This window comes from Thioalkalivibrio sp. AKL6 (assembly GCF_000376905.1).
Lineage (GTDB): Bacteria > Pseudomonadota > Gammaproteobacteria > Ectothiorhodospirales > Ectothiorhodospiraceae > Thioalkalivibrio > Thioalkalivibrio versutus.
Window position 1 is genome coordinate 181,018 of sequence record NZ_AQXS01000009.1, and the last position, 25,326, is coordinate 206,343.

The 25,326-nt window shown below is 64.8% G+C and carries 22 protein-coding genes and 1 pseudogene; 11 read left to right on the plus strand and 12 right to left on the minus strand.

All coding sequences use genetic code 11. The features are described 5' to 3' along the window. Nucleotides 1-50 precede the first annotated feature (50 nt). Nucleotides 51-2,861: a 2-oxoglutarate dehydrogenase E1 component gene (locus tag D575_RS0106075; protein WP_018145026.1), complete on the plus strand. Its 2,811-nt coding sequence runs from the start codon at nt 51-53 to the stop codon at nt 2,859-2,861. 35 nt (nt 2,862-2,896) lie between these two features. Further along, nucleotides 2,897-4,237 carry a 2-oxoglutarate dehydrogenase complex dihydrolipoyllysine-residue succinyltransferase gene (gene odhB / locus D575_RS0106080; protein WP_018145027.1) on the plus strand — a complete coding sequence of 447 codons (1,341 nt, stop codon included), beginning with the start codon at nt 2,897-2,899 and terminating at the stop codon, nt 4,235-4,237. Between the two features lie 63 nt (nt 4,238-4,300). Here odhB and ubiB read toward each other — a convergent pair whose 3' ends face one another. From ubiB to D575_RS0106100, 4 genes are read right to left on the minus strand one after another with little or no spacing between them, the layout of a single operon-like run. Further along, nucleotides 4,301-5,986, minus strand: coding sequence for a ubiquinone biosynthesis regulatory protein kinase UbiB (gene ubiB / locus D575_RS0106085; RefSeq protein ID WP_018145028.1), 1,686 nt, complete (start codon nt 5,984-5,986; stop codon nt 4,301-4,303). After that, nucleotides 5,986-6,606 (minus strand): SCP2 domain-containing protein, encoded by a 621-nt coding sequence (locus D575_RS0106090; protein ID WP_018145029.1) that lies wholly within the window; start codon nt 6,604-6,606, stop codon nt 5,986-5,988. Before D575_RS0106090 ends, ubiB begins: the two co-directional genes overlap by 1 nt. A gap of 7 nt (nt 6,607-6,613) precedes the next feature. Further along, nucleotides 6,614-7,363, minus strand: coding sequence for a bifunctional demethylmenaquinone methyltransferase/2-methoxy-6-polyprenyl-1,4-benzoquinol methylase UbiE (gene ubiE / locus D575_RS0106095; RefSeq protein ID WP_018145030.1), 750 nt, complete (start codon nt 7,361-7,363; stop codon nt 6,614-6,616). Nucleotides 7,364-7,376: 13 nt separating this feature from the next. Then, nucleotides 7,377-7,742, minus strand: a complete 366-nt coding sequence (locus tag D575_RS0106100; protein ID WP_018145031.1) for a gamma-butyrobetaine hydroxylase-like domain-containing protein — start codon at nt 7,740-7,742, stop codon at nt 7,377-7,379. Nucleotides 7,743-8,130: 388 nt separating this feature from the next. Between D575_RS0106100 and D575_RS0106105 the strand changes: the two genes are divergently transcribed. The 8 genes and pseudogenes from D575_RS0106105 to D575_RS0106150 all read left to right on the plus strand — a co-directional run. Then, entirely contained in the window at nt 8,131-9,162 is a 1,032-nt protein-coding gene (locus D575_RS0106105; protein WP_018145032.1) for a hypothetical protein, read from the plus strand. A gap of 103 nt (nt 9,163-9,265) precedes the next feature. Then, a complete protein-coding gene (locus D575_RS0106110) occupies nt 9,266-10,318 on the plus strand; it encodes a hypothetical protein (protein WP_026182066.1) in 1,053 nt (350 codons plus the stop codon). Between the two features lie 97 nt (nt 10,319-10,415). Continuing rightward, nucleotides 10,416-11,363, plus strand: coding sequence for a hypothetical protein (locus tag D575_RS0106115; protein WP_018145034.1), 948 nt, complete (start codon nt 10,416-10,418; stop codon nt 11,361-11,363). Continuing rightward, entirely contained in the window at nt 11,360-12,025 is a 666-nt protein-coding gene (locus D575_RS0106120) for a hypothetical protein (RefSeq protein WP_018145035.1), read from the plus strand. The genes D575_RS0106115 and D575_RS0106120 overlap by 4 nt, the downstream gene beginning before the upstream one ends. Nucleotides 12,026-12,031: 6 nt before the next feature. Continuing rightward, nucleotides 12,032-12,328: a hypothetical protein gene (locus tag D575_RS0106125; RefSeq protein WP_018145036.1), complete on the plus strand. Its 297-nt coding sequence runs from the start codon at nt 12,032-12,034 to the stop codon at nt 12,326-12,328. Between the two features lie 6 nt (nt 12,329-12,334). After that, nucleotides 12,335-12,460, plus strand: a complete 126-nt coding sequence (locus tag D575_RS14620; protein WP_018145037.1) for a hypothetical protein — start codon at nt 12,335-12,337, stop codon at nt 12,458-12,460. A gap of 224 nt (nt 12,461-12,684) precedes the next feature. Further along, nucleotides 12,685-12,810 carry a hypothetical protein gene (locus D575_RS14625; protein WP_018145038.1) on the plus strand — a complete coding sequence of 42 codons (126 nt, stop codon included), beginning with the start codon at nt 12,685-12,687 and terminating at the stop codon, nt 12,808-12,810. 1,177 nt (nt 12,811-13,987) lie between these two features. Beyond that, nucleotides 13,988-14,515 (plus strand): annotated as a pseudogene (locus D575_RS0106150) (HlyD family type I secretion periplasmic adaptor subunit); the annotation flags it as partial. Nucleotides 14,516-14,781: 266 nt separating this feature from the next. Here D575_RS0106150 and D575_RS0106155 read toward each other — a convergent pair. The 8 genes from D575_RS0106155 to D575_RS0106190 all read right to left on the minus strand — a co-directional run bounded on the left by D575_RS0106155 (nt 14,782) and on the right by D575_RS0106190 (nt 24,491). Beyond that, nucleotides 14,782-15,666, minus strand: a complete 885-nt coding sequence (locus D575_RS0106155) for a carbohydrate kinase (RefSeq protein WP_018145042.1) — start codon at nt 15,664-15,666, stop codon at nt 14,782-14,784. 19 nt (nt 15,667-15,685) lie between these two features. Beyond that, entirely contained in the window at nt 15,686-16,972 is a 1,287-nt protein-coding gene (locus D575_RS0106160) for a GGDEF domain-containing protein (protein WP_018145043.1), read from the minus strand. Between the two features lie 117 nt (nt 16,973-17,089). Beyond that, nucleotides 17,090-17,971, minus strand: a complete 882-nt coding sequence (locus tag D575_RS0106165; RefSeq protein WP_018145044.1) for an endonuclease/exonuclease/phosphatase family protein — start codon at nt 17,969-17,971, stop codon at nt 17,090-17,092. Nucleotides 17,972-18,008: 37 nt separating this feature from the next. Further along, a complete protein-coding gene (locus D575_RS0106170; RefSeq protein WP_018145045.1) occupies nt 18,009-19,649 on the minus strand; it encodes an acetolactate synthase large subunit in 1,641 nt (546 codons plus the stop codon). 27 nt (nt 19,650-19,676) lie between these two features. Beyond that, a complete protein-coding gene (locus D575_RS0106175) occupies nt 19,677-20,309 on the minus strand; it encodes a thiol:disulfide interchange protein DsbA/DsbL (protein ID WP_018145046.1) in 633 nt (210 codons plus the stop codon). Next, nucleotides 20,310-21,482, minus strand: a complete 1,173-nt coding sequence (gene ccsB, locus D575_RS0106180; protein WP_018145047.1) for a c-type cytochrome biogenesis protein CcsB — start codon at nt 21,480-21,482, stop codon at nt 20,310-20,312. Between the two features lie 26 nt (nt 21,483-21,508). Next, nucleotides 21,509-23,578, minus strand: coding sequence for a cytochrome c biogenesis protein ResB (locus D575_RS0106185; RefSeq protein WP_018145048.1), 2,070 nt, complete (start codon nt 23,576-23,578; stop codon nt 21,509-21,511). A 289-nt stretch (nt 23,579-23,867) separates the two neighbouring features. Next, nucleotides 23,868-24,491 (minus strand): cytochrome c, encoded by a 624-nt coding sequence (locus D575_RS0106190; RefSeq protein WP_018145049.1) that lies wholly within the window; start codon nt 24,489-24,491, stop codon nt 23,868-23,870. A 160-nt stretch (nt 24,492-24,651) separates the two neighbouring features. On the opposite strand from D575_RS0106190, the gene yihA reads away from it, so the two are divergent. Then, a complete protein-coding gene (gene yihA / locus D575_RS0106195) occupies nt 24,652-25,266 on the plus strand; it encodes a ribosome biogenesis GTP-binding protein YihA/YsxC (protein ID WP_018145050.1) in 615 nt (204 codons plus the stop codon). The last annotated feature ends 60 nt before the right edge of the window (nt 25,267-25,326 follow it).

The following is a 25,326-nucleotide window of genomic DNA, read 5'->3' on the forward strand; positions in this document are numbered from 1 at the left end:
GCCGATCAGGTCCCAAAGGCCGACGCATCAGGAATGAGAAGAGACCGCGAATGAACGAGATGCCATCCCGGCACCGGCTGGACAGCCCCGTATCCGGGCAGGAACTGCACCCGGATAACCTCGCTTTCGCCGAGGATCTGCTGGAGCGCTACCAGGACGACCCTGATTCCGTCCCGCCGGCCTGGGCCGATTACTTCCGCTCGCTGGAAAATGCGCCGCGCCCGGAACGCCGCCGGCGCTCCACCGATCGGCCCGATCTGGCCCATGAACAGCTGCAGATCCGCGTGCTGCAGTTCATCAATGCCTACCGCTACCTCGGTCACTTTGGCGCCCGTCTGGATCCTCTGGAGCGCGAACCGCCGGAGCCACCGCGCGAGTTGAGCCGCGAGCATCACGGCCTCGACCAGGTCGGCCCCGATGTCACCTTTGATCCGGGCTCGCTGTTCATCGACGGGCGGGTCTCGCTGGATACGATCGAACGGGTGCTGAAGGAGACCTACTGCGCCGGTATCGGCGCGGAATACATGCACCTGATGGCCACCGACGAGAAGCGCTGGCTGCAGGAGCGTCTGGAATCGGCCCATGGCCACTTCGGTTTCGATGACGACACCCGCCTGGCGATCCTCGAGCGTCTGACCGCGGCCGAGGGTCTGGAGCGCTATCTGCATCGGCGCTATGTCGGGCAGAAGCGCTTCTCGCTGGAAGGCGCGGAAAGCCTGATCCCGCTGCTGAATGCCCTGATCCAGCGGGGCGGCGCGCGCGGGCTGCAGGAGTTCGTGGTCGGCATGGCACACCGCGGACGCCTCAACGTGCTGGTCAACCTGTTCGGCAAGTCCCCGGAGGAGCTGGCCAACGAGTTCGAGGGGCGTCCGCGCGACGACCGTGGCACTGGCGACGTGAAATACCACATGGGTTTCTCCTCGGACCTGGATACCCCGGGTGGTCGGGTGCATCTGGCGCTGGCCTTCAATCCCTCGCACCTGGAGATCGTCACCCCGGTGGTGGAGGGTTCAGTGCGGGCGCGCCAAGTGCGGGTCGGCGATCGCAAGGGCAACCGGGTGATGCCGGTGGTGATCCATGGCGATGCCGCCTTTGCCGGGCAGGGCGTGGTCATGGAAACCCTGAACATGTCCCAGACCCGGGGCTTCTCCACCAAGGGCACCGTGCATGTGGTGGTGAACAACCAGATCGGTTTCACCACTTCGACCCTAAAGGACTCTCGTTCGACGCATTACGCCACTGATGTCGCCAAGATGGTGAACGCGCCCATCCTGCATGTGAATGGCGATGATCCCGAGGCCGTGGTGTTCATCACCCAGATCGCGCTGGACTACCGCATGCGCTTCGGCAAGGACGTGGTCATCGATCTCGTCTGCTACCGCCGCCAGGGCCACAACGAGGCCGACGAGCCGGCCGCCACGCAGCCGCATATGTATCGTCGTATCCGCGACCTGCCGACCACTCGCGAGCGCTACGCCAGACGCCTGATCCGCGAGGGCCTGACCACCGAAGACGCACAGGAGCAAGCGCTGGAGGACTATCGCGGCCGGCTGGATGCCGGCCAGCCGGTGGCGCTGTCGTTGCTGCGCGAGCGCAACAGCCATGCCGGATCCTCGACCAACTGGGGCCCCTATCTGAACCAGACCTGGGACCAGGACGTGGAAACCGGCGCCCCCGCCGACCGCCTGGCGCGCACCCTCGAGCAGCTCTCCACCCCGCCAGAGGGTTTCCATCTGAACGACCGCGTGCAGAAGATCCTGGATGCCCGCGTGTCCATGGCGCGGGGCGAGCAGCCGCTGGACTGGGGTGCGGCCGAGACCCTGGCCTACGGTGCGCTGATCCAGGACGGCTACCGCATTCGCCTGTCCGGGCAGGACTCCAGCCGGGGCACCTTCTTCCATCGCCATGCAGTCCTGCATGACCAGGAGACCGGGAAGGCCATCGTCCCGCTGCGGCGCCTGGATCCGGACCACCCGCGGTTTCTGGTGATCGATTCGCTGTTGTCCGAAGAGGGCGTGCTCGCCTTCGAATACGGCTATGCGACCGCCGCGCCCGAGGCTCTGGTGGTCTGGGAGGCGCAGTTCGGCGACTTCGTGAACGGCGCTCAGGTGGTGATCGACCAGTTCATCTCCTCCGGCGAGCAGAAGTGGGGGCGCCTGTCCGGCCTGACCCTGTTGCTGCCCCACGGCTACGAGGGGCAGGGCCCGGAGCACTCCTCGGCCCGCCCGGAGCGCTTCCTGCAACTGGCGGCGCAGGAGAACATGCAGGTCTGCGTGCCCACCACGCCGGCGCAGATGTTTCACCTGCTGCGCCGGCAGATGCTGCGGCCCTATCGCAAGCCACTGATCGTGATGACCCCGAAGAGCCTGTTGCGCCACAAGGACGCGGTCTCCGACCTCGATGCGCTGGCGACGGGCCAGTACCAGACGGTCATCGACGACGCCCGCATCGAGGATCCCGGCAAGGTGCGGCGGGTGCTGCTGACCAGCGGGCGGATCTTCTACGACCTGGCCGCGCGCCAGGCCGAGGGCGAGCACACCGATACCGCGATCCTGCGGCTGGAACAGTGCTACCCCTTCCCCGAGGAACGCCTGACCGAGTTGCTGGGCCGCTACCCGGAGGCCGACGAATTCGTCTGGGTGCAGGACGAGCCGGAGAACCAGGGCTACCTGGAGTTCGTCGCTCCGCGTATCAACCCGCTGCTGGCGGTGCGCGGGCAGACCCTGCACGCGGTCGCGCGGCCCCCGGCCGCCGCGCCCGCCGTAGGCTACCCCGAGGTGCACAAGGCGCAGCTGAAAGATCTGCTCGAACGCGCCTTCGGGCCGATCAGCTCGCGCGACACGCCGCACCCCACGCCCTGAACATTCGATAAAGACGCATAGAACAAGGAAGCGAGATGGCATCCGATCGCACCCCGATCCAGGTCCCGGAACTCCCCGAGTCGGTCGCCGATGCGACCGTGATCGCCCTGCACAAAAAGGCTGGCGACGCCGTCAAGCGCGACGAGCTGATCGCCGAGCTGGAGACCGACAAGGTGGTCCTCGAGGTGTCGGCCCCCAGTGCGGGCACCCTGGTCGAGCTCTCCGCCAACGAGGGTGATGTGGTCAAGGCCGACGCGATCCTGGGTTATCTGGGGCCCGCCGAAGCCGGCCCGGAGGACCCGGACGAAGAGGCCGAGGATGAGGCAGCGCCTTCCAGGGCATCGACAGCCACGGAGGGCGGTAAGCCGGCGTCCGTGGCAACGGGGGATCGGGAAGAGGAACCGGCCGCTGCCTCCTCACCCGAGCCCGCGCCGTCCGGGGCCGGGAACGGAGCGGCCGGTAGCCCGCCGCCCACGCCGGCCGTGCGGCGCCTGCTGCAGGAAGCCGGCCTGCGTCCGGAGGATGTCGAGGGCACCGGCGACGACGGGCGCATCCAGCGTGCCGACGTGGAGCGTGCGCGCAGTGATCGCAGCGCGCCCGCGGCTTCTTCGAAGCCATCGGGTTCCGTCGGGGCTGCGCGACCCCAGGCGTATGCGGCTGACCCCGGAGACCGCGCCGAGCGCATCGAGCGCGTGCCGATGACCCGCCTGCGGGCGCGCATCGCGGAACGGTTGCTGGAAGCGAAGCAGACCACCGCGATGCTGACCACCTTCAACGAGATCGACATGTCCGCGGCGATGGCCCTGCGTAGCCGCTACAAGGAGCCCTTCGAGAAGCGCCATTCCATCAAGCTCGGCTTCATGGGCCTGTTCGTGGCCGCGGCCAGCCGCGCGCTCGAGCGCTTCCCGGTCGTCAATGCCGCATTGGATGGCGAAGAGATCGTCTATCACCACTACAGCGACATCGGCATCGCAGTCTCCTCCTCGCGCGGACTGGTGGTGCCGGTCCTGCGCGATACCGGCAACGCCTCCATTGCCGAGATCGAGCGGCGCATCCGCGACTACGCCGAACGCGCACGTGACGGCAAGCTGGATATCGACGAGCTGCGCGGTGGCACCTTCACCATCACCAACGGGGGCGTGTTCGGTTCGTTGTTCTCCACGCCGATCCTGAATCCGCCGCAGAGCGCGATCCTCGGCATGCACGCGATCAAGGAACGCCCGGTCGCGGTGGACGGCGAGGTCGTCGTCCGGCCGATGATGTACGTCGCCCTGTCCTACGACCACCGCCTGGTCGACGGTGCCGAGGCGGTGCAGTTCCTGGTCGCCATCAAGGACGCGATCGAGGACCCGGCGCGGTTGCTGCTCGACGTTTGACCCTGTGAGGTGGAGTGGTGGCGTCAGGCTACGACTCAAGCCGCATCCCACGTGACGGCTGGCTCAGTCGTCCGTGACGGGACGGCGCCGGGGGCCGGGGCGCAGGCTGAACAGCAGCACGCCGGCGCCGATCAGCGCGAGCGGCCAGACCGGCCAGGCGAGCCCCTGCCAGGCCGCGACTTCCAGCTGCGTGGCCAGCCCCGCGAGGGCCAGCAGGGCCACGCCCGCCCAGCCCTCGTTGCGGCGGCGGGACTGGCGCCTCAGCCCGTTTTCCAGCTCGAGGATCTGGCGGCGTAGCGCGGCGTCGCGCTCGGCGCGCTGCTCTTCCACGGTCAGGGCCTTCTCCAGGTGTATCGGCAGTTCCGGCAGGTGCGCCAGCAGGCGCGGCAGGTGTTGCTGCGCGTTGCGGATGAACGCGCGCACACCCATGCGTTCGTGCATCCATTTCTCGATGAACGGCTTGGCGGTGGTCCACAGGTCCAGCTGGGGGTAGAGCTGGCGGCCCAGGCCCTCGATGTTCAGCAGGGTCTTCTGCAGCAGCACGAGCTGCGGCTGGACCTCCATGTTGAATCGCCGCGCGGTCTGGAACAGGCGCAGCAGGACCTGGCCGAAGGAGATTTCGTCCAGCGGGCGCTGGAAGATGGGCTCGCAGACGGTGCGGATTGCGGCCTCGAACTCGTCGACACGGGTGTCCTTGGGTACCCATCCGGATTCCACGTGCAGTTCGGCCACGCGGCGGTAATCGCGGTTGAAGAAGGCGTGGAAGTTCTCGGCCAGATAGCGCTGGTCGGAGTCCAGCAGCGAGCCGACGATGCCGAAGTCCACCGCCAGGTAGGTCGGGTCGTCCGGGTGGGTGGCATCGACGAAGATGTTGCCCGGGTGCATGTCGGCGTGGAAGAAGTTGTGCTGGAACACCTGGGTGAAGAAGATCTCCACGCCGCGTTCGGCCAGCAGCTTGAGGTCCACGTTGCGTTCGCGCAGGGCGGCGACATCGGCCACCGGGAGGCCGCCGATGCGCTCCATCACCAGTACGCTGCGGCGGGTGTAATCCCAGATGATCTCCGGGATGTAGAGGAGGTGGCTGTCCTCGAAGTTGCGGTGGATCGCGGCGGCATTCGCGCCCTCGCGGATCAGGTCCAGCTCGTCGGTGACGGTCTTTTCGTACTCGTCCACCACCTCGCGCGGGCGCAGGCGCTTGGCCTCGGACCAGTAGCGGTCCGCCAGGTCCGCGATCAGGTGCATGACCTCGAGGTCCGCGCGGATGGTCTTGAGGATGCCGGGGCGCACCACCTTCACGACCACCTCGCGCCCGTCCTGCAGCGTGGCCGCGTGCACCTGGGCGATGGAGGCCGAGGCGATTGGCGTGTCCTCGAAGGCGGCGAAGGCGATCTCGATCGGGCGTTCCAGTTCGGCCTCGATCACGGCGCGCGCCTGGTCGCTGGGGAACGGCGGCACCCGGTCCTGCAGGCGCGCAAGCTCGATCGCGATGTCGTCCGGGAGCAGGTCGCGCCGGGTGGAGAGCATCTGACCGAACTTGATGAAGATCGGGCCCAGATCCTCCAGCGCGCGGCGGATGCGCTCGCCGCGCGTGCCTTCAGTGCGGCGGAACCAGTTCCAGGGCGCGAGATAGAGCAGGAAGCTGAGCGGGCGCAGCGGCTTCAGCGTGAACAGGATGACGTCGAGGCGATAGCGCACCAGGACCCGCGCAATGGTCCACAGCCGCAGGCCCCGGTACAGCGCGCGGCGCATCAGGCCTGCCGGTCGTCGGATGCGGAGGCCGGTGCCTCCAGACGACGCAGCCGCGCATCCAGCCGGGCGACATCGTCGCGCAGCTTGGCTACGTCCTCGGCGAAGGCCTCGAACGCGCCACCGGCGGGCAGCCATTCGAGTTCGTCGCGCAGGTAGTCGGCCGTGTCCTCGGCGGAGCGCCGACCGAGATGGCGCAGGCTGTCGCGCGCCTGGTCCAGGAGGTGGCGCAGCGGCCCGGCCGCCCCGGCGCCGGCAAAGCGCTCGAACAGGTCCTCCCAGTCGATCCCGGCGTCGCGCAGTGCGTGCTGGAGGTCGGAGAGCACGGTGGCATCGCCGGTGATGGTGAGTCCGGAACGGTCGTCGCGCCCCATCGCGGCGGCCAGCGACAGCGGCGAGCCCGAGAGCTGCACATCTGCCGGGTCCTCGATGCCGCCCACGACCTGTAGCCGATCGGAGGCCCCGACCAGCGAAAGCGCGATCCCCGGCGGCTCGATCACGATCGCGATCGCACGCCCGGCCAGCCGCGCCCGGTCCTTCTCCGGGGCGCTGGCCAGGTGTTCGTTCAGCGTGGCCTCGATCAGGGCCGCGAACGGGCTGGGCAGGGCGAAGGGTTCGGCCATGAATACGTTACAACTTGGTGCCGCGGTGCAGGGCCACGATGCCGCCGGTCAGGTTGTCGTACTCGACGCGTTCCAGCCCGGCGTCGCGCATCATGCCGGCCAGGGTTTCCTGGTCCGGGTGCATGCGGATGGATTCGGCCAGATAGCGGTAGCTGTCGGCATCGTTGGCGACCAGCTTGCCCATCAGCGGCAGCATCTTGAACGAGTAGACGTCGTAGATCGGGCGCAGCGGCGCGACCGGCTGCGAGAACTCCAGCACCAGAACACGCCCGCCGGGTTTGATGACCCGGCGCATCTCGGCCAGCGCACGCTCCTTGCGGGTCACGTTGCGCAGGCCGAAGGCGATGGTCACGCGGTCGAAATAATCGTCCGGGTAGGGGAGCTGTTCGGCGTCCGCCTGCACGAAGTCGAGGTTGCCCACGTGGCCCTCGTCCAGCATGCGGTCGCGCCCGGCCTCCAGCATCGAGGCGTTGATGTCGCAGACCACGATCTGCCCCTTGGGTCCGACCCGTGGGGCAAAGGCCCCGGCGAGGTCCCCGGTGCCGCCGGCCAGGTCCAGGATCTTCATACCCGGGCGCACGCCGGTACGCTCCAGCGTGTAGCGCTTCCAGATGCGATGGACGCCCATGGACATCAGGTCGTTCATCACGTCGTAGCGCGAGGCGACCGAATGGAACACCTCGCCGACGCGCGAGGCCTTCTCGGACTCGGGGACGCTCTGGTAGCCGAAGTGGGTCTTGCCGGATTCGTCTTTCATCAAGGTGCCGTTGTCAGTGCGTCTTGCGCTCGTGTCCGGCCTCTTTCAGCCGATCCAGGTAATCCTGCCACAGTCGCTCCTGGTTCGTGCCGAGCTCGTGCAGGTAGTCCCAGTCATAGATGCCGGTATCGTGCCCGTCGGAGAACACGAGCTTCACCGCATAGTTTCCGACCGGCTCGATCCCGGTGATGTTCACGTCTTCCTTGCCGACCTGCAGCACCTCCTGGCCCTTGCCGTGCCCGCGCACCTCGGCCGAGGGCGAATACACGCGCAGGAACTCGCAGGGCAACTCGAAATGCGAGCCGTCCGAATACGTCAGCTCCAGGATGCGCGACTTCTGATGCAGCTGGATATCGGTGGGTCGGTGGGTACTGCTCATGTGGCCTCCAGAATCCTCGGTCCGGGATGGCCCGGAAGATCTTTCGCGACCGCCCAAAACGGCGGACGCCAACGGACTGCGAGGATACCAGCCCTGTGGGTCAGCGTGGCATCTCCCCGCGCACCGCAGGTCTGCCGGCCTTGACACCCTTCGGACCTCGCGCCAGAGTCGGCAACCTTAATCATGGAAAGGGAATGTCCATGACCTCGCCACGGACTGGCGCATTCGCCGTACAGGCACACCCCGATCTTTCAGCCGCCATGACCTTTCGTGCTCCCACGCTCGCGCGGGTCGGATTCGGGCGGGCGTTCGATTGTCGCCGCGGAGGTTTTTCCCATCCCCCCTTGCGGTTCCAGTTGGGCATATCACGAACCGCGAGAGGCGCTCCATGTTCTGGTTGATCGCCTATGTGATCGCACTGATCGCGGCGGCTGGCATCCTGTCCGAGCGATCGCGTGCGCCCGTTCGGGCCAGGGTCCTGTTCGCCCTTGCCGTTCTCGCGGTGCCATTCGTGCTGCAGACCTTCGGCTGGATGCTCCTGGGCGATGAACCCCATGATCTGATCGCGGCCCAGCTCGGGCTTCTGTCATACGTCATCGGCCCCATTCTGGTGGCCTGGTACTTCCTGTATCGCTATCCGCTGCCGGCATCCGCACGGCATGCCCCGAAACTGAAGAGCTTTCGTCTGGCGATTGGCGCCTGGCATCGCCATATCCTCATTCTTGGCTTCATGGCGTTTGTCGTGGTCGGGATGGGCGCCACATACAACCCGCTCACGCAGTGGGCGTACGACCGCGTTGGGCAGCACAACCTCGAAAACGAGGTCGTCCGGGCCAAGCTGGCGGACCAGCACTTCGATATCCCGATGCGATATTTCGTGATTGATGCGTACGTGCCGCGTGGATACTGGCCGAGAGCCAAGAATCGCCGGGTGGATGTCGGCGCCCTGAGCATCTACGTCCTGTTGCCGGATCTGCGACCCTTCTATCCCGAAGAGAAACATCTCTGGAATCTGGAGGGTGGCGGCCGCGGGGACCGGGTTCGTGTGACGATCTGGGAGGATGATTTTTCCAAATCCAACGTAAAAACCTTACGAGCGCGGGCCGCCGAATCAGGGGAGCCCCTCGCCCCGGAAACGGCAAAGACGTATGGCGTTGATCGGCACAATGAGGATGTGGAAGCTTTGTTGTACGCTCGCAGACTCCGTCTGTTTCCTCGCGATGAATCCGAAGCGTGGTTTATCACCTGCGCGAGTCCGAAGGACGTCCCTTCCCCCAGTTGCCGGATGAAGACCGCATTCCGTCCCGGCATCGCGCTGGAAAAGACCTTCGGCCTTGAATACCTCCCCGATTGGCGCCGCATCGCGACCAAGAGCGAGCGGCTGGTGGATTCTCTGGCGGTCGAAGGGGCCAACCCATGATGACCCTCAGGCGCTTTTGCGCCCTCGATGTCGAATGGTTCGCGCTCGGGTTTATTCAGTGGCCCAGCCGAAAGTCGGCCCCACGGAAACGAGGGCGGAGGTCATGAGCGTCGCCGGCCTGATGGGATCAGTGCTCATTGCCCTGATTCCCATGGCGGTTGCCATTGTTGCGGCCATTGGGGTGCTGATTGCCGTCCGTCGTGCGTCGGCTGCTGTCAGGATCGGCTATGCCCTGCTCATACTGGCCTTGCCGGTGGCCGTGATGCTGGGATTCATACTTCTTCTGGAAGAGTATGGGCGTGAGATATCCACGGGACTGCCGGTGGCCCTGTTCGCGTTGATTGGCATTCCGCTGATGGCCGTCTGGTGGTTTCGGCGGCGCCACCCAGTGCGGTTGGAGACGGGCGCGCCCGTCGCCCCCACGGTGCGCAGCTTCCGCCTTACGTTTCGCTACTGGAGGCTGGAGCTGGCCCTCGTAGCCCTGGTGGTGCTGGTCGTCTTCACGGAGAACCCGGTCTCGCACAAGATCAACGACTATGCGGGCAGGGTTTATCTGAATATCGCAACGGCGCACTTCGACTTGTCAGGCCACAAGTTCGATGTGCCGGTGCGGTTTTTCTACTCGGTCTATGAAGAGCTGGGCCACTGGCCGTACCCCAGAGAGGGGCGGCATGAACCGGCGACCCTCCAGTTGAGCGTCCTCCTGCCGGATCTGCGGCCTTATCACCACGAAGACCGTGATCGCTGGACTCGGGATGACGACGCACTCGGAGACCGGGTGGAAATCGCGCTTTTGAATGATCCGCTGTTGTCGTTTGTTGGCTCGATGGCGCGGCTCGCAAGGGAGAACCCTCAGGACGTCCGGGCATCCGATGATGACCTCGCCGTGTTCGACATCGATCCCCAGGAAGTGAGCCTGAAGGCCCTGGGCCAGCCGCCGTTTTTCATCCCTGAAGACGCATCAAAGAACCTCGTAATCCATTGTGCCCCGCCAGGCGATCAGCCCGCTTCTGAATGCATGGCCATGACCGTCTTTCGCGATGATCTCGCATTGACCTATCGCTTCGCCCCCGAGCACCTTCCGGACTGGCAGCGAATGGATCGCGAGGTTCGACAGCTCCTGGACTCCCTTTCGGTCGAGCTCGACGCGCCATGAGGCCTTCCGCGCGTCTTTCCATCCCCCATGAGTGGCGGTCCCGTTTCACTCTCTATCCGATCTTCGTGATCCGGACGCAGAACCGGGGCAGGGGCGCATGAGCGGCGCCGGCCGGCTGACCCTGATCGTGGTCGTCCTGGTGGCGATCTGGCTAGTGGGTTCCGCCCTGTGGTCGGGCCTCGCACGGCCCGGGCTCGCCGGGGTGGGGGTGTTCGACACCCTGCACGAGATCTATGGCGAGCCGCCGAGGCTCGAGATCCAGGAGTTTTCGCCCCCGATTCGCAAGGCCAACATCAATGGAGTGCCGATTGCGATCCCGTCCAACTATCTCGCGCTGGTCGGCATCGAATACAAGGATCAGAGCACCTGGGCGCCACGGGACCCGGATACGCCGAAGCCCGATGAGCGCACTTTCGAGGATGAGGCCCATGCCTTCACGCTCGCGGTTCGATGGCCGGATCTGAAGCCGCGCAGCCCGGAAACGCGGAAAAGCTACTGGACCAAGGGCGATCCCGACGGCGATCCATGGTTGCAGATTGGCCTCGGCGCCTACAGCGATCCGGACGCAATCGGGCGGGATCTTGGTTGGGCGCCGGTTGTGCGGGGCCGGATCGAAATGATTGAGGGGCGCACCCACACCAGGAGGCTCCCTCCCCGCACTTCATCAGAGCTGTGGGGTGAGACTGAAACTGTACATATTCGCTACGAAATGCGCGGCACCGACCCGGAGACGGGTCTGAAATGGGCGGAACCCGTGGGGCCGGGGACCGAGCGATTCCATACCTGGAACCAAACACTCCACTGGCAAGGCGATCTCGACGGCTACGTGAGTGACATGATTCGTTGCTACAACGGCCAGATGCCAAGGCCCGACGCCCGCCCGGTCTGCCGTCATCGATTCAAGTTGCCCGAATGGGGTGCTCGGCTCGCAGTAACCTACCCGCGCGACCAGTTGCCGCAATGGCGGAAGATTCGGTCTGCCGTGCGCGATCTCATTCTGGACCTTGAGGCGGCCCCCTTGGAGAACACAGAAGAGGGTCCATGAGCATTCGTCAATCGCTCATCAACTTTCTGGCGAAATACCCCGGCCCGACGGAGGCCGAGGCCCGTCGTTGGCGGTACGCCTTGATCGCAATGGGTGCACTGGCCCTTGTCGCCGAAGGGAGCCTTGTCTTCATCCTTTATCACATGGATCCGGCTGCTCCCCCATTCTGGTTAACTGCTCCGGCGGGCTGGCTATGGGAGCATGTTCCCGCTGCCCGTGGTTTCACGAACAGCTCCTACGCCCTTCGCGCACAGATGCCGTACGTATTTGTGGTGTTTTTCTTCTTGGTGGTCACAACCGCTGCGCTGGTGGCCTGCTGTAATCGCCGTGGATCGATCCTCGGCATGGCCGTCAATTTTCTCCAAGAGGGGGTCTTTAGGCAGGCGGTTATCCTCGTCGTGATTCCAATTGTCTACTACGCGGTCTATTTCGTTGTTTTTTCTTCCGATAAAGATCCAGTTATGGGTCCGAATGAAAGATCGTATAGGCATTATGGGGTTTTTTTTGAGGCTCATTTGGGAGTGTTGTCCGCGTGGGTTCCATTGGCAATATTTTGCGGTTCCTTTATTGGGGTGCATCTTGCCTTGGTTCCGGAGATTCCCAGGCTTGTAAGGGCCGCCCGGGCTGGCCGAACTCGATTGCCAACGGATCCTGGAAGCTAATCGTCCATGTACACCTTGGCTTACTTCTCGGCATGGCTGTCTTTTCTTTTTGTCTGGGCGGCTCTCTTCAGCCTGATCATTCTTGGATCCCGTAGACGCGCTGGGCTGGGTGCGCGGATGTCCTACGCATGCCTGACTCTGCTGGCCCCGTTTTTGGTGTTCTTCCTCGGGGCTCTGGGGGTCTGGTATGCGCCCGAAGGCGTGCCACGGTGGCTCGAGATGACGCTGGTGTTCTACCTCCCGCTTGTGACGCCGTATCTGGTCCGTACCCTGTTTGTGTTGCGCTGGCCGGTTCATGCGTAACGGCCCGTGCGCACTATCGCCGTCCTGCCGGACCTGATGGGCAGCAGCGAGGTGCATGATCTGCATCAGGCGCTGGTGCGCCCTGCCGCCAACGAGGCGACCTTCGGAAAGCCCCTTGACAGAGCGGTCTGAAGCCGGGAGCCTTTAAACCCATCGCTCATGGACAGGGAAAAGCCATGACCTCGCCACGGATCGGCGTCCTCTCCGCAGTGCCGCTTCGGCTGATGCCGCATCACGCTCCGATAGCGTCGGCGCGTTGCCCCGCAATGCGTACCGGCGCACTGCTGGATTGGCTTCCGTCGTACTTGCGCCTCGCTAGGTGCACCCGCTTATTGAGTTGCCCACCAGCCGTTGCCATGGCCTGGCTGATCCTCTATCCCGCCGAGTTTCCGGGCTATGCCAACGAGTGGTCGGCCCGACCGGATTTTGAGGCAATCACGCTCGCGTTTCAGATGCGCTCGTGCTTCGGGATGCGCACATGATCCTTCGCCAATCCCTTATCGACATCCTGTCGATATACCCGGGACCAACAGGGGCCGAGGCCCGACGCTGGCGAAATGTCCCAATCGCCATGGGTTCGCTCGCGCTGCTAGTAGAAGGGATCCTTGTCTACATGTTGGGTAACGGATGATTCTATACCGCACGAGAAGGCGCCCCTGTTTCCACGAGGTAGCGCAATCCTTCGTCTTCAGGGGGGCTCGGATACCGCTGAGGCTGTCATCGAGCTCGCGAAAACTTGGGGGGCGAAACGATGAGACGGGTGCCTGAGTCTCTCTCTCATTCTAGGTTGGCTAGTTGGGCGAAAGGCAGCTGGCCCTATCAAGTGTTCGTTGTCCGGGCCCTTCAGCGCGGGACTTCTAGAGCTTGGTACATCGTCTCGTTTTGTTTCCTTTTCTTTGCTGTATCCGACTATGTGGATTATCTAAATACTGTCCCCGATATGGGGGGATTGACGAGGCAAGAAGGCGTGGTGGAGCGCATTAATGAAGGGCGAGGGCGCGCTCGTCGTTCAATTGTCATGGACGTGGACGATGGCGATCCTGTTCGCTTTTTTGGGGCGATCCCTTTGGGCGAGGATGGCGAGAAGATTATCGGGGAGCCCGTTACGGTCTGGTTGCACAGGAAGACTAGTGTATTTGGTCCATCAACCAGGGTTTATCATCTCGAATTCGAGGGAGAGACTCTCGTTAATTACGAGGAAATAAGGCCACGCTTGGAGGCGTCGCAGGAGAGGCTTCCGAGATTCGTAATATGGTGGCTCGTCCTCGGAGTGATTCCGCTCATGCGCGTCTGGTGGGTCAATAGAATTATCGGTTAATAGAAGTTTAAACGGATAACAATACAAGGATGTTTGTTGCGGCTCGTGGGTTTGACGAAAAATATCAGCACTTGATGAAGTCGGCTCTTCACATGAAGCTGTCGCCAGCGGAGTTTGCGAGTGCAGCGAATAATTTAAATGACAAGGACTCCCTCGGCGCGTCAATAGCGGCCTTGGGTGGCTTGCAATCGTTGGCGTCGGTGGCGAGCAGGGCCATTGATTTTGTAGGCGCCCCACTGGCCGTCGCGTCTCTTCGGCATAACGTTAATGTGGCCGGAGAGGATATCGCCGAATTCGGGTACATCCGCAATAGCACATCTCTCGATTCTGGCTGACACGACCTGCACCGGGCGCGTTCGGACGCCGAGTCGCTGCGCCAGGAGCTGATCAAGGCGCGCCGTCTGGACGAGCTGACCCGCCCGCGGGCCCCGGTGGATGGCAGGGTCGAGCAACTGGCCGTGCACACGGTGGGTGGGGTCGTGGAGCCGGCCCGTCCGTTGATGGTCGTGGTTCCCGAGGACGGGGCCGTCGAAGTCGAGGCCACCCTGCCCAACAAGGACATCGGCTTTGTCCGGGCTGGCCAGGAGGCCGAGGTCAAGCTGCAGACGTTCCCCTATACCAAGTACGGCACCATCGACGGTGTGGTGACGGACGTCTCGCAGGATGCGGTGCAGGACGAGCAACAGGGACTGGTCTTTGTGGTACGTGTCCGCCTGGAGCAGGACACCGTGGATGTCCATGGCGAGGCGGTGAGCATCGCACCGGGCATGATGGCGACAGTCGAGATCAAGATCGGCTACCGCCGGATCATCGAGTATTTCCTGGCGCCGTTGCTGCGCGCGGCCAACGAGAGCCTGGGGGAGCGATAGGCGATGGGGCGGCATCGCATGATGTCAAAGTCCGGATTTGAGTCGGTCTGCGTACTGACCGGACACGGTTAGTGATCTGTCACCGCGCTGTATGGGCGAGCTGCAAAGCGATCAGCGTCCCATTGGGTTGTAGTGCCCCCAAGCGATACATGCTCGGCTTGGCTCTCATCGCTGCCCATTGTCGTGACGATGGGCGGAGCCTCTTCACTGGAGTCAGATTGCCGCCGGTTTTTGTGCGCGGGGCATTGTTTGTGCGAAGGGAGCGATTAGCTCCAGGCGGTGCGGGCGCGGCGGTAGAAGTCGGGGTCTTCGCTGGTGGCTCCCTGCTGGGTGCAGACGGCGGCTGCGAACTGGAGGGCGCGGTCCAGGGTGGTTGCCCAGGGCCAGTCGTGTTGCAGGCCGATGATGGCGACGCTGGCGAAGGCGTCGCCGGCGCCTACGGCGTCGCGGAAGCCGTCGACCGCGGGGGCCGGGGCCTGCCAGTGCTGGCCATCGGTGGTGTGGATGGCTGCGCCGTCGGCGCCGTGGGTGATGATCAGGGCGGAGCGGATCGCGGCGCGTTCCAGGAGCGCCGCCGAGCGCTCCGGTGCGGCGACGTCGGGGGCCAGCGTGGCCGCCTCGTCGGTGTTCAGCTTGACCACGTCGGCCCCGCGCATCAGCGCGAGGACGTCGTCAGGCTGGTACCACGGTGCGCGCAGGTTCACGTCGACGAAACGATGTTGTGCACGGGCCTGCAACCGTTCCAGTAGCTCGCGGTTGTCCGCGCGCAGGGCGAGCGTGCCGTGATAGAGGAGGCCCGCGGTGTCCGGCAGCTGGTCCGCCCATTCCGCCGGAACGGTGTCATAGGCCTGGTCAGGGACGATGGTGTAGGTCGGTTCGCCGTCTTCCAGGGCGATGCGGACCTGGCCGGTGGGGGCCGCGGGGTGCCTGTACAGGCCGCGGGTGTCCATCCCGATGCGGTTCATGCGCTCGCGGATGCTGCGGCCGTCCGCGTCGTCCCCGACTCCGCCCACGAAACAGGCGGCCTCGCCCAGCTGGTGCAGGTTCCAGGCGACGTTGAAGGGCGCGCCGCCGAGGACGCGCGTACCGTCGGGGAAGCAATCGAACAGGACTTCGCCGAAGATCAGGTGGGGTTGAGGCGTGCCGTTCATGGGTTCCCTCGGCAGTGGATCAGTCGCCGGCCCGCTCGATGCGGTCACGGCCTCGCTTTTTCGCTTGTAGCAGCGCGTGGTCGGCGGCATCGAATATCGCCTCCGGGGCGGCGGCGGGGTCGATTCCGGCCAGCCCGGCGGAGATGGTGACCTTCAGACGCGTCTTGCCGGAGCGCACGATCAGACGGTCCACGGCGTCGCGGATGGTATTGGCCTGGCTGTATGCAGCGTCAGGCTCGCGATGGATGATCATCACGAATTCCTCCCCGCCGTAGCGCGCGACGAAATCCGGCTCGCGCACGCCCTCGGCCAGGATCTCGGCGACCGCGCGCAGGACCTTGTCGCCGGCCGTGTGGCCGTACTCGTCGTTGATGGTCTTGAAGTGGTCGATGTCCCAGACCAGCAGCGAGGCCGCGCCCGATTTCTCGAGTTCCGCGGGGAGTTGCTCCAGCCGCTGTTCGAAGGCCATTCGATTGGGCAGGCCGGTGAGGTTGTCGCGACTGGCTTCGGCGCGCGCCTGCTCCAGCCGGTTGCGCAGCGCTTGCACCTGACCCTCCAGGCTGCGGCCCTTGGAGCGCAGGAGGCGGTTCCGCTCCTGCACCACCTGCAGTTCGTCTTCCTGCTCGTTCCGAAACGTGGTGACGCGCTCCACCATGCGGTCGAGACCGCGGGTCACCTCGGTGCGCAGGGTCGCGAGGTCCTCGACGTCGACCACCCGGCCTTTGATGTGCTCGACATCCCCGGAGATCCCCGCGTGCAGTTCGGAGACCGATTCCCGGGCGCGCTGGCCGCGCGCCTCGTCTTCGGACAGGGCGGTATCCACGTCCTCCAGTCGGTGCCAGATCTCGCCGACGACCTCGGTGAGTTCTTCGCGCTCCGTCATTGCCTGCTCGCACTTGTCGTGCATCACCGAAAAGAGGCGTGTGAGGGTGCGTTCGATCTCTGCCTTGTCGCGCCGATCGGCGGCCCGGGTGAGGGCCTCCAGCTCGGGGTCGAGGAATTCGAAGCCGAGCAGGCCACGCTGGACGACCGCGAGGATGCCGTCGGCCAGGTCCTCTCGCTGATCGCTGGAGCGCACGGCGTCGGCCAGCTGGCCGCTCAGGCGATCCAGCCAGGCGGTGTCGCCGGGGTCGGATTCGATGGCGCGGGTCAGGTCGCGCACGGCGCCTTCCAGTGCCGGCACCTTCGCGGAGACCACCGCGAGCGATCGCAGGGCGACGCGGCGGATCGCGTCCTGCAGGGCGCGCTCCCGATCCAGCGAGCGCTCGAGCTCGATAATGGTCTTGCGCAGATCGCTATCGGACATCGGGAAATCCCGGATAGTAGGCACGCCTATTTAAGCGCGGAAATGGGGTGGATGCCAGGGAAACACGGACTAATGTACACACTCGCGCTCGAACCCTACCCGTCTTTCGGCATCGGTTTAGTGCGCTGGATCATGAAGGGCCTGGCGCTGCGGCAGTTCGATCTCGATACCGACCGGCAGGTGGTCGGAGAGCGCCACGTTGTAGACACGCACGTCGCTGACATGCAGGTCGGGGGTCAGCAGGATGTGGTCGAACACCAGGCGCGGGTCCCAGGCGGGATAGGTGGCCGGGCAGGCCATCGGCTCCATCAGGCCGGTCCGCGCGACCAGCTGGCGCAGTTCCTCGCTGTCCTGCTGGCAGTTGAGGTCGCCCATCACGATCGCATGCGGAAAATCCTGGATGTGCTCCGCGACGTAGGCCAGCTGGGATTTCCGCGTGCGCTTGCCCAGGGCCAGGTGCAGCAGGAACAGCACCAGCTCCTCGCCGTCGCCCATGGCGTAGCGGGCCTCGATCGCGCCGCGGCCGGGCAGCGCTCCGGGCAGACGGTGCATCTCCACCCGGTCCGGCTCCAGGCGTGAGAACAGGGCGAGGGAGTGCTTGGCGAACTGCCCCAGATCGCGGTTGATCCGGTTGTAGGTATACGGGAACTGTGCGCGTTCGGAGAGATAGGAGGCCAGATCGACGAAGTTGCTGCGCAGGCTACCCCCGTCCAGTTCCTGCACACCGACGATGTCGAACTCCGAGATAAAGCGCGCCACCCGGTCGAGGTTGTCCATGCGCCCACCGTAGGGGAGCACGTGCTTCCAGCTGTTGGTCAGGTAGTGATGCAACCGGGAGGAGTGGATGCCGACCTGGGCGTTGAAGCTCAATAGCCGCAGGCGTTGGCTGCCCTGCTCGTGGTGATACCCCAGGCGTTCCGGGGTGGAGGCTTCCGGTTGTGTCGCGCCCTCGGGCCCGGTGGGCGCGGTGCGATCATGGCCGGACGCGATCGAGGTCATCGCGGGTCGTCTCCTGCTGGCGGGGAAGTCCGCGTTGTCAGAATGGACAAACCAGTTCGCCCAAACGTTCCGTCAGCTTCATGTTCTCGCTGTAGTCCACTGGGCAGTCGATGATTGTGACCCCGGGTGTTACCAGGGCCTCGCGCAGCGCCATCTCCAGGCTGTCGCCGGGTTCGATGCGCACGCCGTGCGCCCCGAACGACTGCGCCAGCTGCACGAAGTCCGGATTGCCGAATTCGACGAAGGCCTTGCGGCCATATTCGCGCACCTGCTTCCACTCGATCAGGCCGTAGGCGTTGTCGTTCCAGATCAGCACAACGAAGTTGAGGCCCAGGCGAACCGCCGTTTCCAGCTCCTGCACGTTCATCAGGAAGCCGGCATCGCCGGTGACCGCGACCACCTGGCGTTCGGGGTGGAGCTTGGCGGCGGCAATGGCGCCCGGCAGCGCAATCCCCATGCTGGCAAAGCCATTGGAGATCAGACAGGTATTGGGTAGCTCGCAGCGGAACATGCGCGCCATCCAGAGCTTGTGTGCGCCCACATCGGTGATCATGATCGCGTCGAGGTCGGCGGCGGTGCGCAGATCCCAGATCAGCTTCTGCGGCTTGAGCGGCACCTGGGTGTCGTTGCGGTGCTCGTTCATGTCGTCGATCAGGCTCTGGCGTAGCGGGCGCAGGACGGTCTCTTCGCGTGGGCTCACCTGTTCCGCCAGGCGGTGCAGGCAGGTCGTCAGATCGCCCAGTACCTCGGCGGTCACATTGTAGTGACCGTCGATCTCGGCCGGCGCGGAGTCGATATGGATCAGGGTCCGGTCGGCGTCCGGATGCCAGAAGCTGGGCGGGTATTCGACCAGGTCGTAGCCGATGCAGACGATCACATCGGCCTTGTGGAAGCCAAAATTCACGAAGTCCTGGCTTTGCAGACCGACCGAGCCCAGCGCCAGCGGGTGGCGGAACGGCAGTACGCCCTTGGCCATGAAGGTGTTGGCGACCGGAATGTTCAGGGCGCTGGCGAGCATGGCCAGGGCGCCGCTGGCGCCGGAACGGATCACGCCGTTCCCGGCCAGGATCAGCGGGTGCCGGGCCTCGTTCAGCAGGCGCGCGGCCGCCTCCAGGGAGGCTTCGGCCGGTACGGCGGCCGGGCCGGCATGTACCGGCAAGGGTGGATTCGGGCACGGCAGTGAGGCGATGTTCTCTGGCAGCTCGATGAAGCTGGCACCGGGTTTGCCGCCTTCGGCCCACTTGAAGGCCTTGCGGATCACCTCGGGCAGGATCTCGGGTTCCAGCACCTGTGAGCTGTACTTGGTGATCGGCTGGAACAGGCCCTTCAGGTCGAGGACCTGGTGCGATTCCTTGTGCAGCCGATGGGTGCTGGCCTGGCCGGCAATTGCGACCAGGGGGGCGTGATCCATGTTGGCGTCGGCGACGCCGGTGATCAGGTTGGTGGCACCGGGTCCCAGGGTCGCCAGACAGACGCCCGCCTTTCCGGACAGCCGCCCGTGGACGTCGGCCATGAAGGCCGCGCCCTGCTCGTGACGGGTGGTGACGAACTCGATGGGGGAGTCGGCCAGGGCGTCGAGAACGGCCATGTTCTCTTCGCCGGGGAGGCCGAAGATGCGTTCCACGCCCTCCTGTTCGAGGCACTCGACCAGACGCTGGGCGGTGGTCGGATCGCTCATGGCCGAACCCGTCGGAGCGGGCCCGCGTTAGCCGCGGGCACGTTCGATCAGGTAGTCGGCAACCTCCAGCATTTCGTCGTGCCCGCCGGCCATGCTGGCGGAGACGCTGGCCTCGCCATTGATGACCAGGGTGGGCACGCCGCTCACGGCGTAGTCCTGCACCGCCTCGGTGGCCTCGACGATCCGCTGGCGAATCGCGTCGGAGCGCATGGTTTCGCGGAATTCGTCGGCGTCGAGTCCGCGCTGGTTGATGAAGCGCAGGATGGCGCTTTCCGAGCGCAGCTGGCGGCCCTGATCGTGGATCGCGTCGTAGAACGCCTGATGCACCTCGTCGAGCACGCCCAGTTTCTCGGCGGTGTAGTAGACCCGGGCATGCAGCGCCCAGACATCGTTCATCGGTGCCGGCAGGTATTCGAACTGTACGTCGTCGGCCAGGCCGGGCTTCCACGCCTGAACCTTGGGCTCGAATTCGTAGCAGTGCGGACAGCCATACCAGAAGATCTCGACGACCTGGATCTTGCCGTCCTCCAGGCCGGTGTCGAGCGGCGGCTGGATGGCCCGGTAGTGCTGGCCTTCGCGGTATTCGGCCGCGAGGCTGGTACCGGTGGCGAGCAGCAGGCCGGCGCCGCCCAGGGCGCCCATGAATTCACGACGCTTCATTTACAGTTCTCCGTAGGAATGCAGGCCGGACAGGAACATGTTCACACCCAGGAACGCGAAGGTGGTGATGAACAGGCCCACGATCGCCCACCAGGCCATGGTCGGGCCGCGCCAGCCCTTGGTAAAGCGCATGTGCAGCCAGGCCGCGTAGTTCAGCCAGACGATCAGCGCCCAGGTCTCTTTCGGGTCCCAGGACCAGTAGCCGCCCCAGGCCTCGGCCGCCCACATCGCGCCCAGCACGGTGGCGATGGTGAAGAAGGCAAAGCCGATCGCGATGGACTTGTACATCACGCTGTCCAGGGTGTCCTTGGACGGGATGCGCTGGGTGATCGCGGCGTCCGGCCGCGTACGTTCCAGGCGATCGCGGATCAGGAAGGCGACGCCCAGCATGGCGGCGATGGCAAAGCCGCCGTAGCCCACGAAATTGGTGGGTACGTGGATCTTCATCCACCAGCTGTTCAGCGCCGGCACCAGCGGCTCCACGATGTGCGCATCGCGGGTGAACATGTACCACAGCAGGAAGGTGACCGCGGCCGCGATGATGAGCATCACGAAGGCGCCCATGTTGCGCGAGCCGGTGCGCTGCTCGTAGTACAGGTACATCAGCGCAGTCAGGGCCGCAAACAGGATGAACACCTCGTAGAGGTTGGCCACCGGGATGTAACCCCAGGTCGGGTCGGTCAGGTAGATCTCGCGCCAGCGCACCAGCAGTGCCATGGTCCCGGCACCCGCGCCGACCCAGGCGAAGGCGGCCCCCACGCGGGCGGGGAAATCGGAATTGGAGAACAGGCCCATCAGGTAGGCGACAGTGGAGAGATAGAGGAACACGCTCATCCACATGACGCCGGCCTGACCGGAACCGATGTAGTTCAGCCAGAAATTGGTCTCGTTGGCGGCCAGGCTATCGCCGTAAAGCCAGATGCCGAACAGCGCGAGCACCCCGACGATGACCGAGAAGGCCTGCCATGGGCGCCAGAACCAGCCCATCCAGGCGCTGGTGCCGACCGCAAGGATCAGGCCGCCGATGTCGTAGCGGTCCATGTTCTCGCCGAAGAGCGTCAGCGAGATCACCGCTACGGCGGCCATCAGTGCAAAGTAGGCCCAGTCGCGCAACTGCAGTTGGCGGAAGAAACCGGGCCGTTCGAAATCCAAGGCCTCGTGGGGTACAGACATGGTGTGCTCCTCCGGTGACGCGCGGGTCAGGCGTTCTTGTTGTGACTGTCGTCGCCAGCCGAGTCCGAACGGACTGGCTTTTGCTCGATGATCCAGCGCTTAAGATGCGCGAAACGTTCCTCGAATTCCACTTGATGGCGGTTACTGGTGCCGGCCATCACCACGTGGGTGCCTTCGCCGTCCTCGCGCCGCCGCGCCATGATCCACAGGCGCTGATAGGACACGTAGAACAGCAGGAAGATCCCGACAATCAGCATGGTGCTGCCGACGTACACCGTGCTCTGGCCCGGGGCGCGGGCGATCTGCAGGCCCGATGCCTCGCGGTGCTCGAAGTCCTTCAGGTGGAAGAAGAACGGCGACTGATACAGGCTGATCGCGTTGATCGCCGAGATCGTGTCCTCCAGGAAGCGCTGTTCCTCTTCCTGGATCGAGACCACACCCTCGTCCTGCAGGACCTCCATGTAAAGCCCCTGGAGGCCGGCGTGAAGGATGCGGACCATCAGGTCGCGTACTTCCTCGATGCGTTCGGCCGGGACGCGGCGTTCGATCTCGTTGTGCACGGCCATGTAGCCGCCCTGGGCGAACAGGCCCATCAGTTCGGCCGCGGTTTGCGCAATCGCCTGGTTCTGCGACCCCTCGACGGTGTCGTCGTCACGGGCGACTTGGCGGGCGATCTCGTTGCGCACCTCGGGGTTGTGCAGCATGGCCAGATAGGTGCGGAAACGTTCCAGCGAGTTGTCGGCATCGGCCGGCAGGAACAGGTAATGGAACTCGTCGGCCGGGCTCTCGCGCACACCGCTCAGGAAATACATGGCCCCTTCCTGCAGGGCCGGGCGCTGGTAGTTGCGGTAGTAGAGGCCATGGCCGGTGCGATCCATCAGGCGGAAGTCGAAGCTCGGGCCCATGTGCCGGTTTTCGCGCACGCCTTCTTCATTCAGGAGCGGGACCACGTTCTCCAGCTGGAAGTTGGTGAACTCGATGGTGCGGGTATCGCCATCCGGGGTCGGGATGTCCATCTCCTGGAACACGCGGCCGGGGACTTCGAGCGCTTGCAGCGCCTCGGCACCCAGCGGGATGGCGTCGATGTCCAGGCGGGTGCCGCCGTCGGCAAAACTGGCCTGGAAGATGGCATAGCCGTTGTAGATCAGCGGATAGTTGACCGAGATCGTATGCCGCAGCGGCTCGTCGCGGTTCGGATCGTGGATGATCAGGTCCGATTCGTAGGAGCTCTCGGCGCCGGTGGAAAAGCGCTCAATGCGGAACTCCTCCAGTTCGATGCGGAACGGCAGCTCCTGGACGAAATAGCCCTCCCGCATCGGCAGGAAGACCACGTTGGCCGAGGCGCCCTCGGGGATCTCCACCGAACCGCGGAAGGACGGGTTCCAGTCCGGGATCCAGGCCGAGCGCGGGACCTCGGAGATCGGCACGCTGCGGGTCTCGATCTCCAGGTTCCCCAGCCATTCGTTGATCTTGAGCAGGGTCGTGCCATCGGCCAGGGCGCCGACACAGATGACGACAATGCCGACATGGGTCAGCAGGTAGCCCAGGCGGTTCCAGCGCCCGCGCATCGCGGCAATGACGGTCTGGCCATCGCTGTTCTTCTCGCGGGCCTTGAAGCCCTGAGCCTTCAGCACCCGATGGGCGTGCTCGACGAATTCATCCTGCGGCTGGTCGAGTTCGCCGGTGGCGCTCGAGTGAAACGAGCGCAGGGACTTTTCCTTGACCTGCAGGTTGTAGCGGCGCAGATCCTTCAGCAGTCCGGGCGACTGGCGATAGACGCAGAAGGAGGTGGAGATGACCAGGAAGGCCACCACCAGCAGGAACCAGGTGGCGGAGTACACCTGATACAGGCCCATCCCGGCGAAGATCTCGTGCCAGAACGGCCCGAAATCCATCAGGTACTCCGTATAGGGCTCGTTCTGCACCAGTACGGTGCCGATCACGGAGGCGATGGACAGCGCCACCAGCAGGGTGATCGCCAGGGTCATCGAGCCCATGAAATCCACAAGGATGCGGCTGCGCCGCGGCTTGCGGGCGGCTTTCTGGCGAGATGCGGAGGACGGGCCGGCGTCTGCGGCCTGATCGATATTCGACATTCTGAAACCTGCTTTAACCCTGGCGACTATGCGAAGCAACCCGAGGGGGTTCAATTTCCAAGACAAACTGCACGGGCGTTCCGCGAGCACTGGGTGGACCGATGGCGTGCCGAGGAGTTCGGTCGTGCCCCACCATGACGCAAGTGGCTACGAGGGCATTCCCGCAAAGCGTGTATTTCTTGCGCCCAACAACGTGTATTTCTTGCGCCCAACAAAAAGGGGCGGCCGAGGCCGCCCCTTTCCTGGGTCGCTTCGCCGCCCATCCTGCGCGGCACAACTGCGGACCGGATCAGTTACCGGTCTGCAGGCCGGCCATGTACTGGGACACGGCCTCGATGTCGGAATCCGACATATTGCGCGCGACATTGCGCATCATGCGACCGTTGTCGTTGGCGCGGTCGCCGTTGCGGAAGTAGCGCAGCTGGTCGGCGCTGTACTGCGCGTGCTGGCCGGCGACGGCCGGGAACATCGCTTCCGGGTTGCCGTTGCCGTTGGGGCCGTGGCAGGCGATGCAGGCGGCGACATTCTGCGACGGGATGCCGCCGCGGTAGATCTGTTCGCCGCGCTCGACGACTTCTTCGTCGGCGGTGCCGCTGCTGATGCTCTGCTCGGCGAAGTAGGCGGACAGGTCACGCATGTCCTGCTCGTCCAGGTTGGCAACCTGGCCGGCCATCAGCGAGTTTTCACGGCGGCCGGACTTGTAGTCTTCCAGCTGCTTGGTGGTGTACTTCGGGTGCTGGCCGGCGAGCTTGGGCCATTCCGGGTTGACGCTGTTGCCGTCAGCCTGGTGGCAAGCCGCGCAGGACTGGGAGAGTTCCTGGCCGCGCTGAGGATCGCCCGCCTGGGCCGCCGACAGCGGGAGCAGCAGGGATACGGACAGGGCAGCAAAGAGAGCGGAAAGCTTGTGGTTCATGATGGAGAATCTCCTGCTTGTAAATGCGTGCCGGGTCTCGACCCGTTCCTTGTGCCCCATGGCAGGGCGATCAACATAAGGGGCGCAGTTTATAGCACAATGCTAATTTGTACTCAAAAATAAACCGAGCCCCGCACTCGGCCAAGGACTGTATCCCCCCATGCAACCCCGATTCCGCGAGACCGCCTTCATGCGCGGGGTGGCTCAGCTATCCCAGCTCCCCGAGGATGCCGGTGTCGAGATCGCCTTCGCCGGGCGTTCCAATGCCGGCAAGTCGAGTGCCCTGAATGCCCTGTGCGGGCGCAAGGCGCTGGCGCGGGTCGGGCGCACACCGGGGCGCACCCAGGAGATCAACCTGTTCAGCCTGCCGCCGGCAGAGCACTGGCGGCTGGTGGACCTGCCGGGTTACGGCTTTGCCAAGGTCTCGGCCGGAAAGCGGGCCGAGTGGGACCAGTTGCTGGGGGGGTATCTGCGGACGCGCCAAAACCTGATCGGGCTGGTGCTGATCATGGATATCCGCCGCCCGCTGACGGAACTGGATCGCCAGCTGCTGGAGTGGGTCCCGCTGGAGCGCTGCCGCCTGCACTGTGTGTTGACCAAGGCGGACAAGCTCTCGCGCCAGGAGGCCGATCGGCAGCTGCGCAAGGCCCATGGCGAGCTCGAGGTCATGGGCGTGGAGGCGACGCTGCAGACCTTTTCTTCCCTGAAAAACCAGGGCGTGGACGATTTGCGCGGCCTGCTCGGCGACTGGCTGGTTGACCACGAGTCCGATTGACCCAAGGGCATGGGGCCGGGTGTCAGGCGTTGGGTCAGGAGGCTTGGACAAAAAGAAGCC

Coding starts and splice junctions, on each gene's coding strand:
- D575_RS0106110 (WP_026182066.1), top strand. CDS start 9,266: ATGAGCGTCGCCGGCCTGATGGGATCAGTGCTCATTGCCCTGATTCCC.
- D575_RS0106120 (WP_018145035.1), top strand. CDS start 11,360: ATGAGCATTCGTCAATCGCTCATCAACTTTCTGGCGAAATACCCCGGC.
- D575_RS0106190 (WP_018145049.1), bottom strand. CDS start 24,491: ATGAACCACAAGCTTTCCGCTCTCTTTGCTGCCCTGTCCGTATCCCTG.
- odhB (WP_018145027.1), top strand. CDS start 2,897: ATGGCATCCGATCGCACCCCGATCCAGGTCCCGGAACTCCCCGAGTCG.
- D575_RS0106185 (WP_018145048.1), bottom strand. CDS start 23,578: ATGTCGAATATCGATCAGGCCGCAGACGCCGGCCCGTCCTCCGCATCT.
- D575_RS0106090 (WP_018145029.1), bottom strand. CDS start 6,606: ATGGCCGAACCCTTCGCCCTGCCCAGCCCGTTCGCGGCCCTGATCGAG.
- D575_RS0106155 (WP_018145042.1), bottom strand. CDS start 15,666: ATGAACGGCACGCCTCAACCCCACCTGATCTTCGGCGAAGTCCTGTTC.
- yihA (WP_018145050.1), top strand. CDS start 24,652: ATGCAACCCCGATTCCGCGAGACCGCCTTCATGCGCGGGGTGGCTCAG.
- D575_RS0106105 (WP_018145032.1), top strand. CDS start 8,131: ATGTTCTGGTTGATCGCCTATGTGATCGCACTGATCGCGGCGGCTGGC.
- D575_RS0106100 (WP_018145031.1), bottom strand. CDS start 7,742: ATGAGCAGTACCCACCGACCCACCGATATCCAGCTGCATCAGAAGTCG.
- D575_RS0106170 (WP_018145045.1), bottom strand. CDS start 19,649: ATGAGCGATCCGACCACCGCCCAGCGTCTGGTCGAGTGCCTCGAACAG.
- ubiB (WP_018145028.1), bottom strand. CDS start 5,986: ATGCGCCGCGCGCTGTACCGGGGCCTGCGGCTGTGGACCATTGCGCGG.
- ccsB (WP_018145047.1), bottom strand. CDS start 21,482: ATGTCTGTACCCCACGAGGCCTTGGATTTCGAACGGCCCGGTTTCTTC.
- D575_RS14625 (WP_018145038.1), top strand. CDS start 12,685: ATGGCCTGGCTGATCCTCTATCCCGCCGAGTTTCCGGGCTATGCCAAC.
- ubiE (WP_018145030.1), bottom strand. CDS start 7,363: ATGAAAGACGAATCCGGCAAGACCCACTTCGGCTACCAGAGCGTCCCC.
- D575_RS0106115 (WP_018145034.1), top strand. CDS start 10,416: ATGAGCGGCGCCGGCCGGCTGACCCTGATCGTGGTCGTCCTGGTGGCG.
- D575_RS0106165 (WP_018145044.1), bottom strand. CDS start 17,971: ATGACCTCGATCGCGTCCGGCCATGATCGCACCGCGCCCACCGGGCCC.
- D575_RS0106175 (WP_018145046.1), bottom strand. CDS start 20,309: ATGAAGCGTCGTGAATTCATGGGCGCCCTGGGCGGCGCCGGCCTGCTG.
- D575_RS0106075 (WP_018145026.1), top strand. CDS start 51: ATGAACGAGATGCCATCCCGGCACCGGCTGGACAGCCCCGTATCCGGG.
- D575_RS0106160 (WP_018145043.1), bottom strand. CDS start 16,972: ATGTCCGATAGCGATCTGCGCAAGACCATTATCGAGCTCGAGCGCTCG.
- D575_RS0106125 (WP_018145036.1), top strand. CDS start 12,032: ATGTACACCTTGGCTTACTTCTCGGCATGGCTGTCTTTTCTTTTTGTC.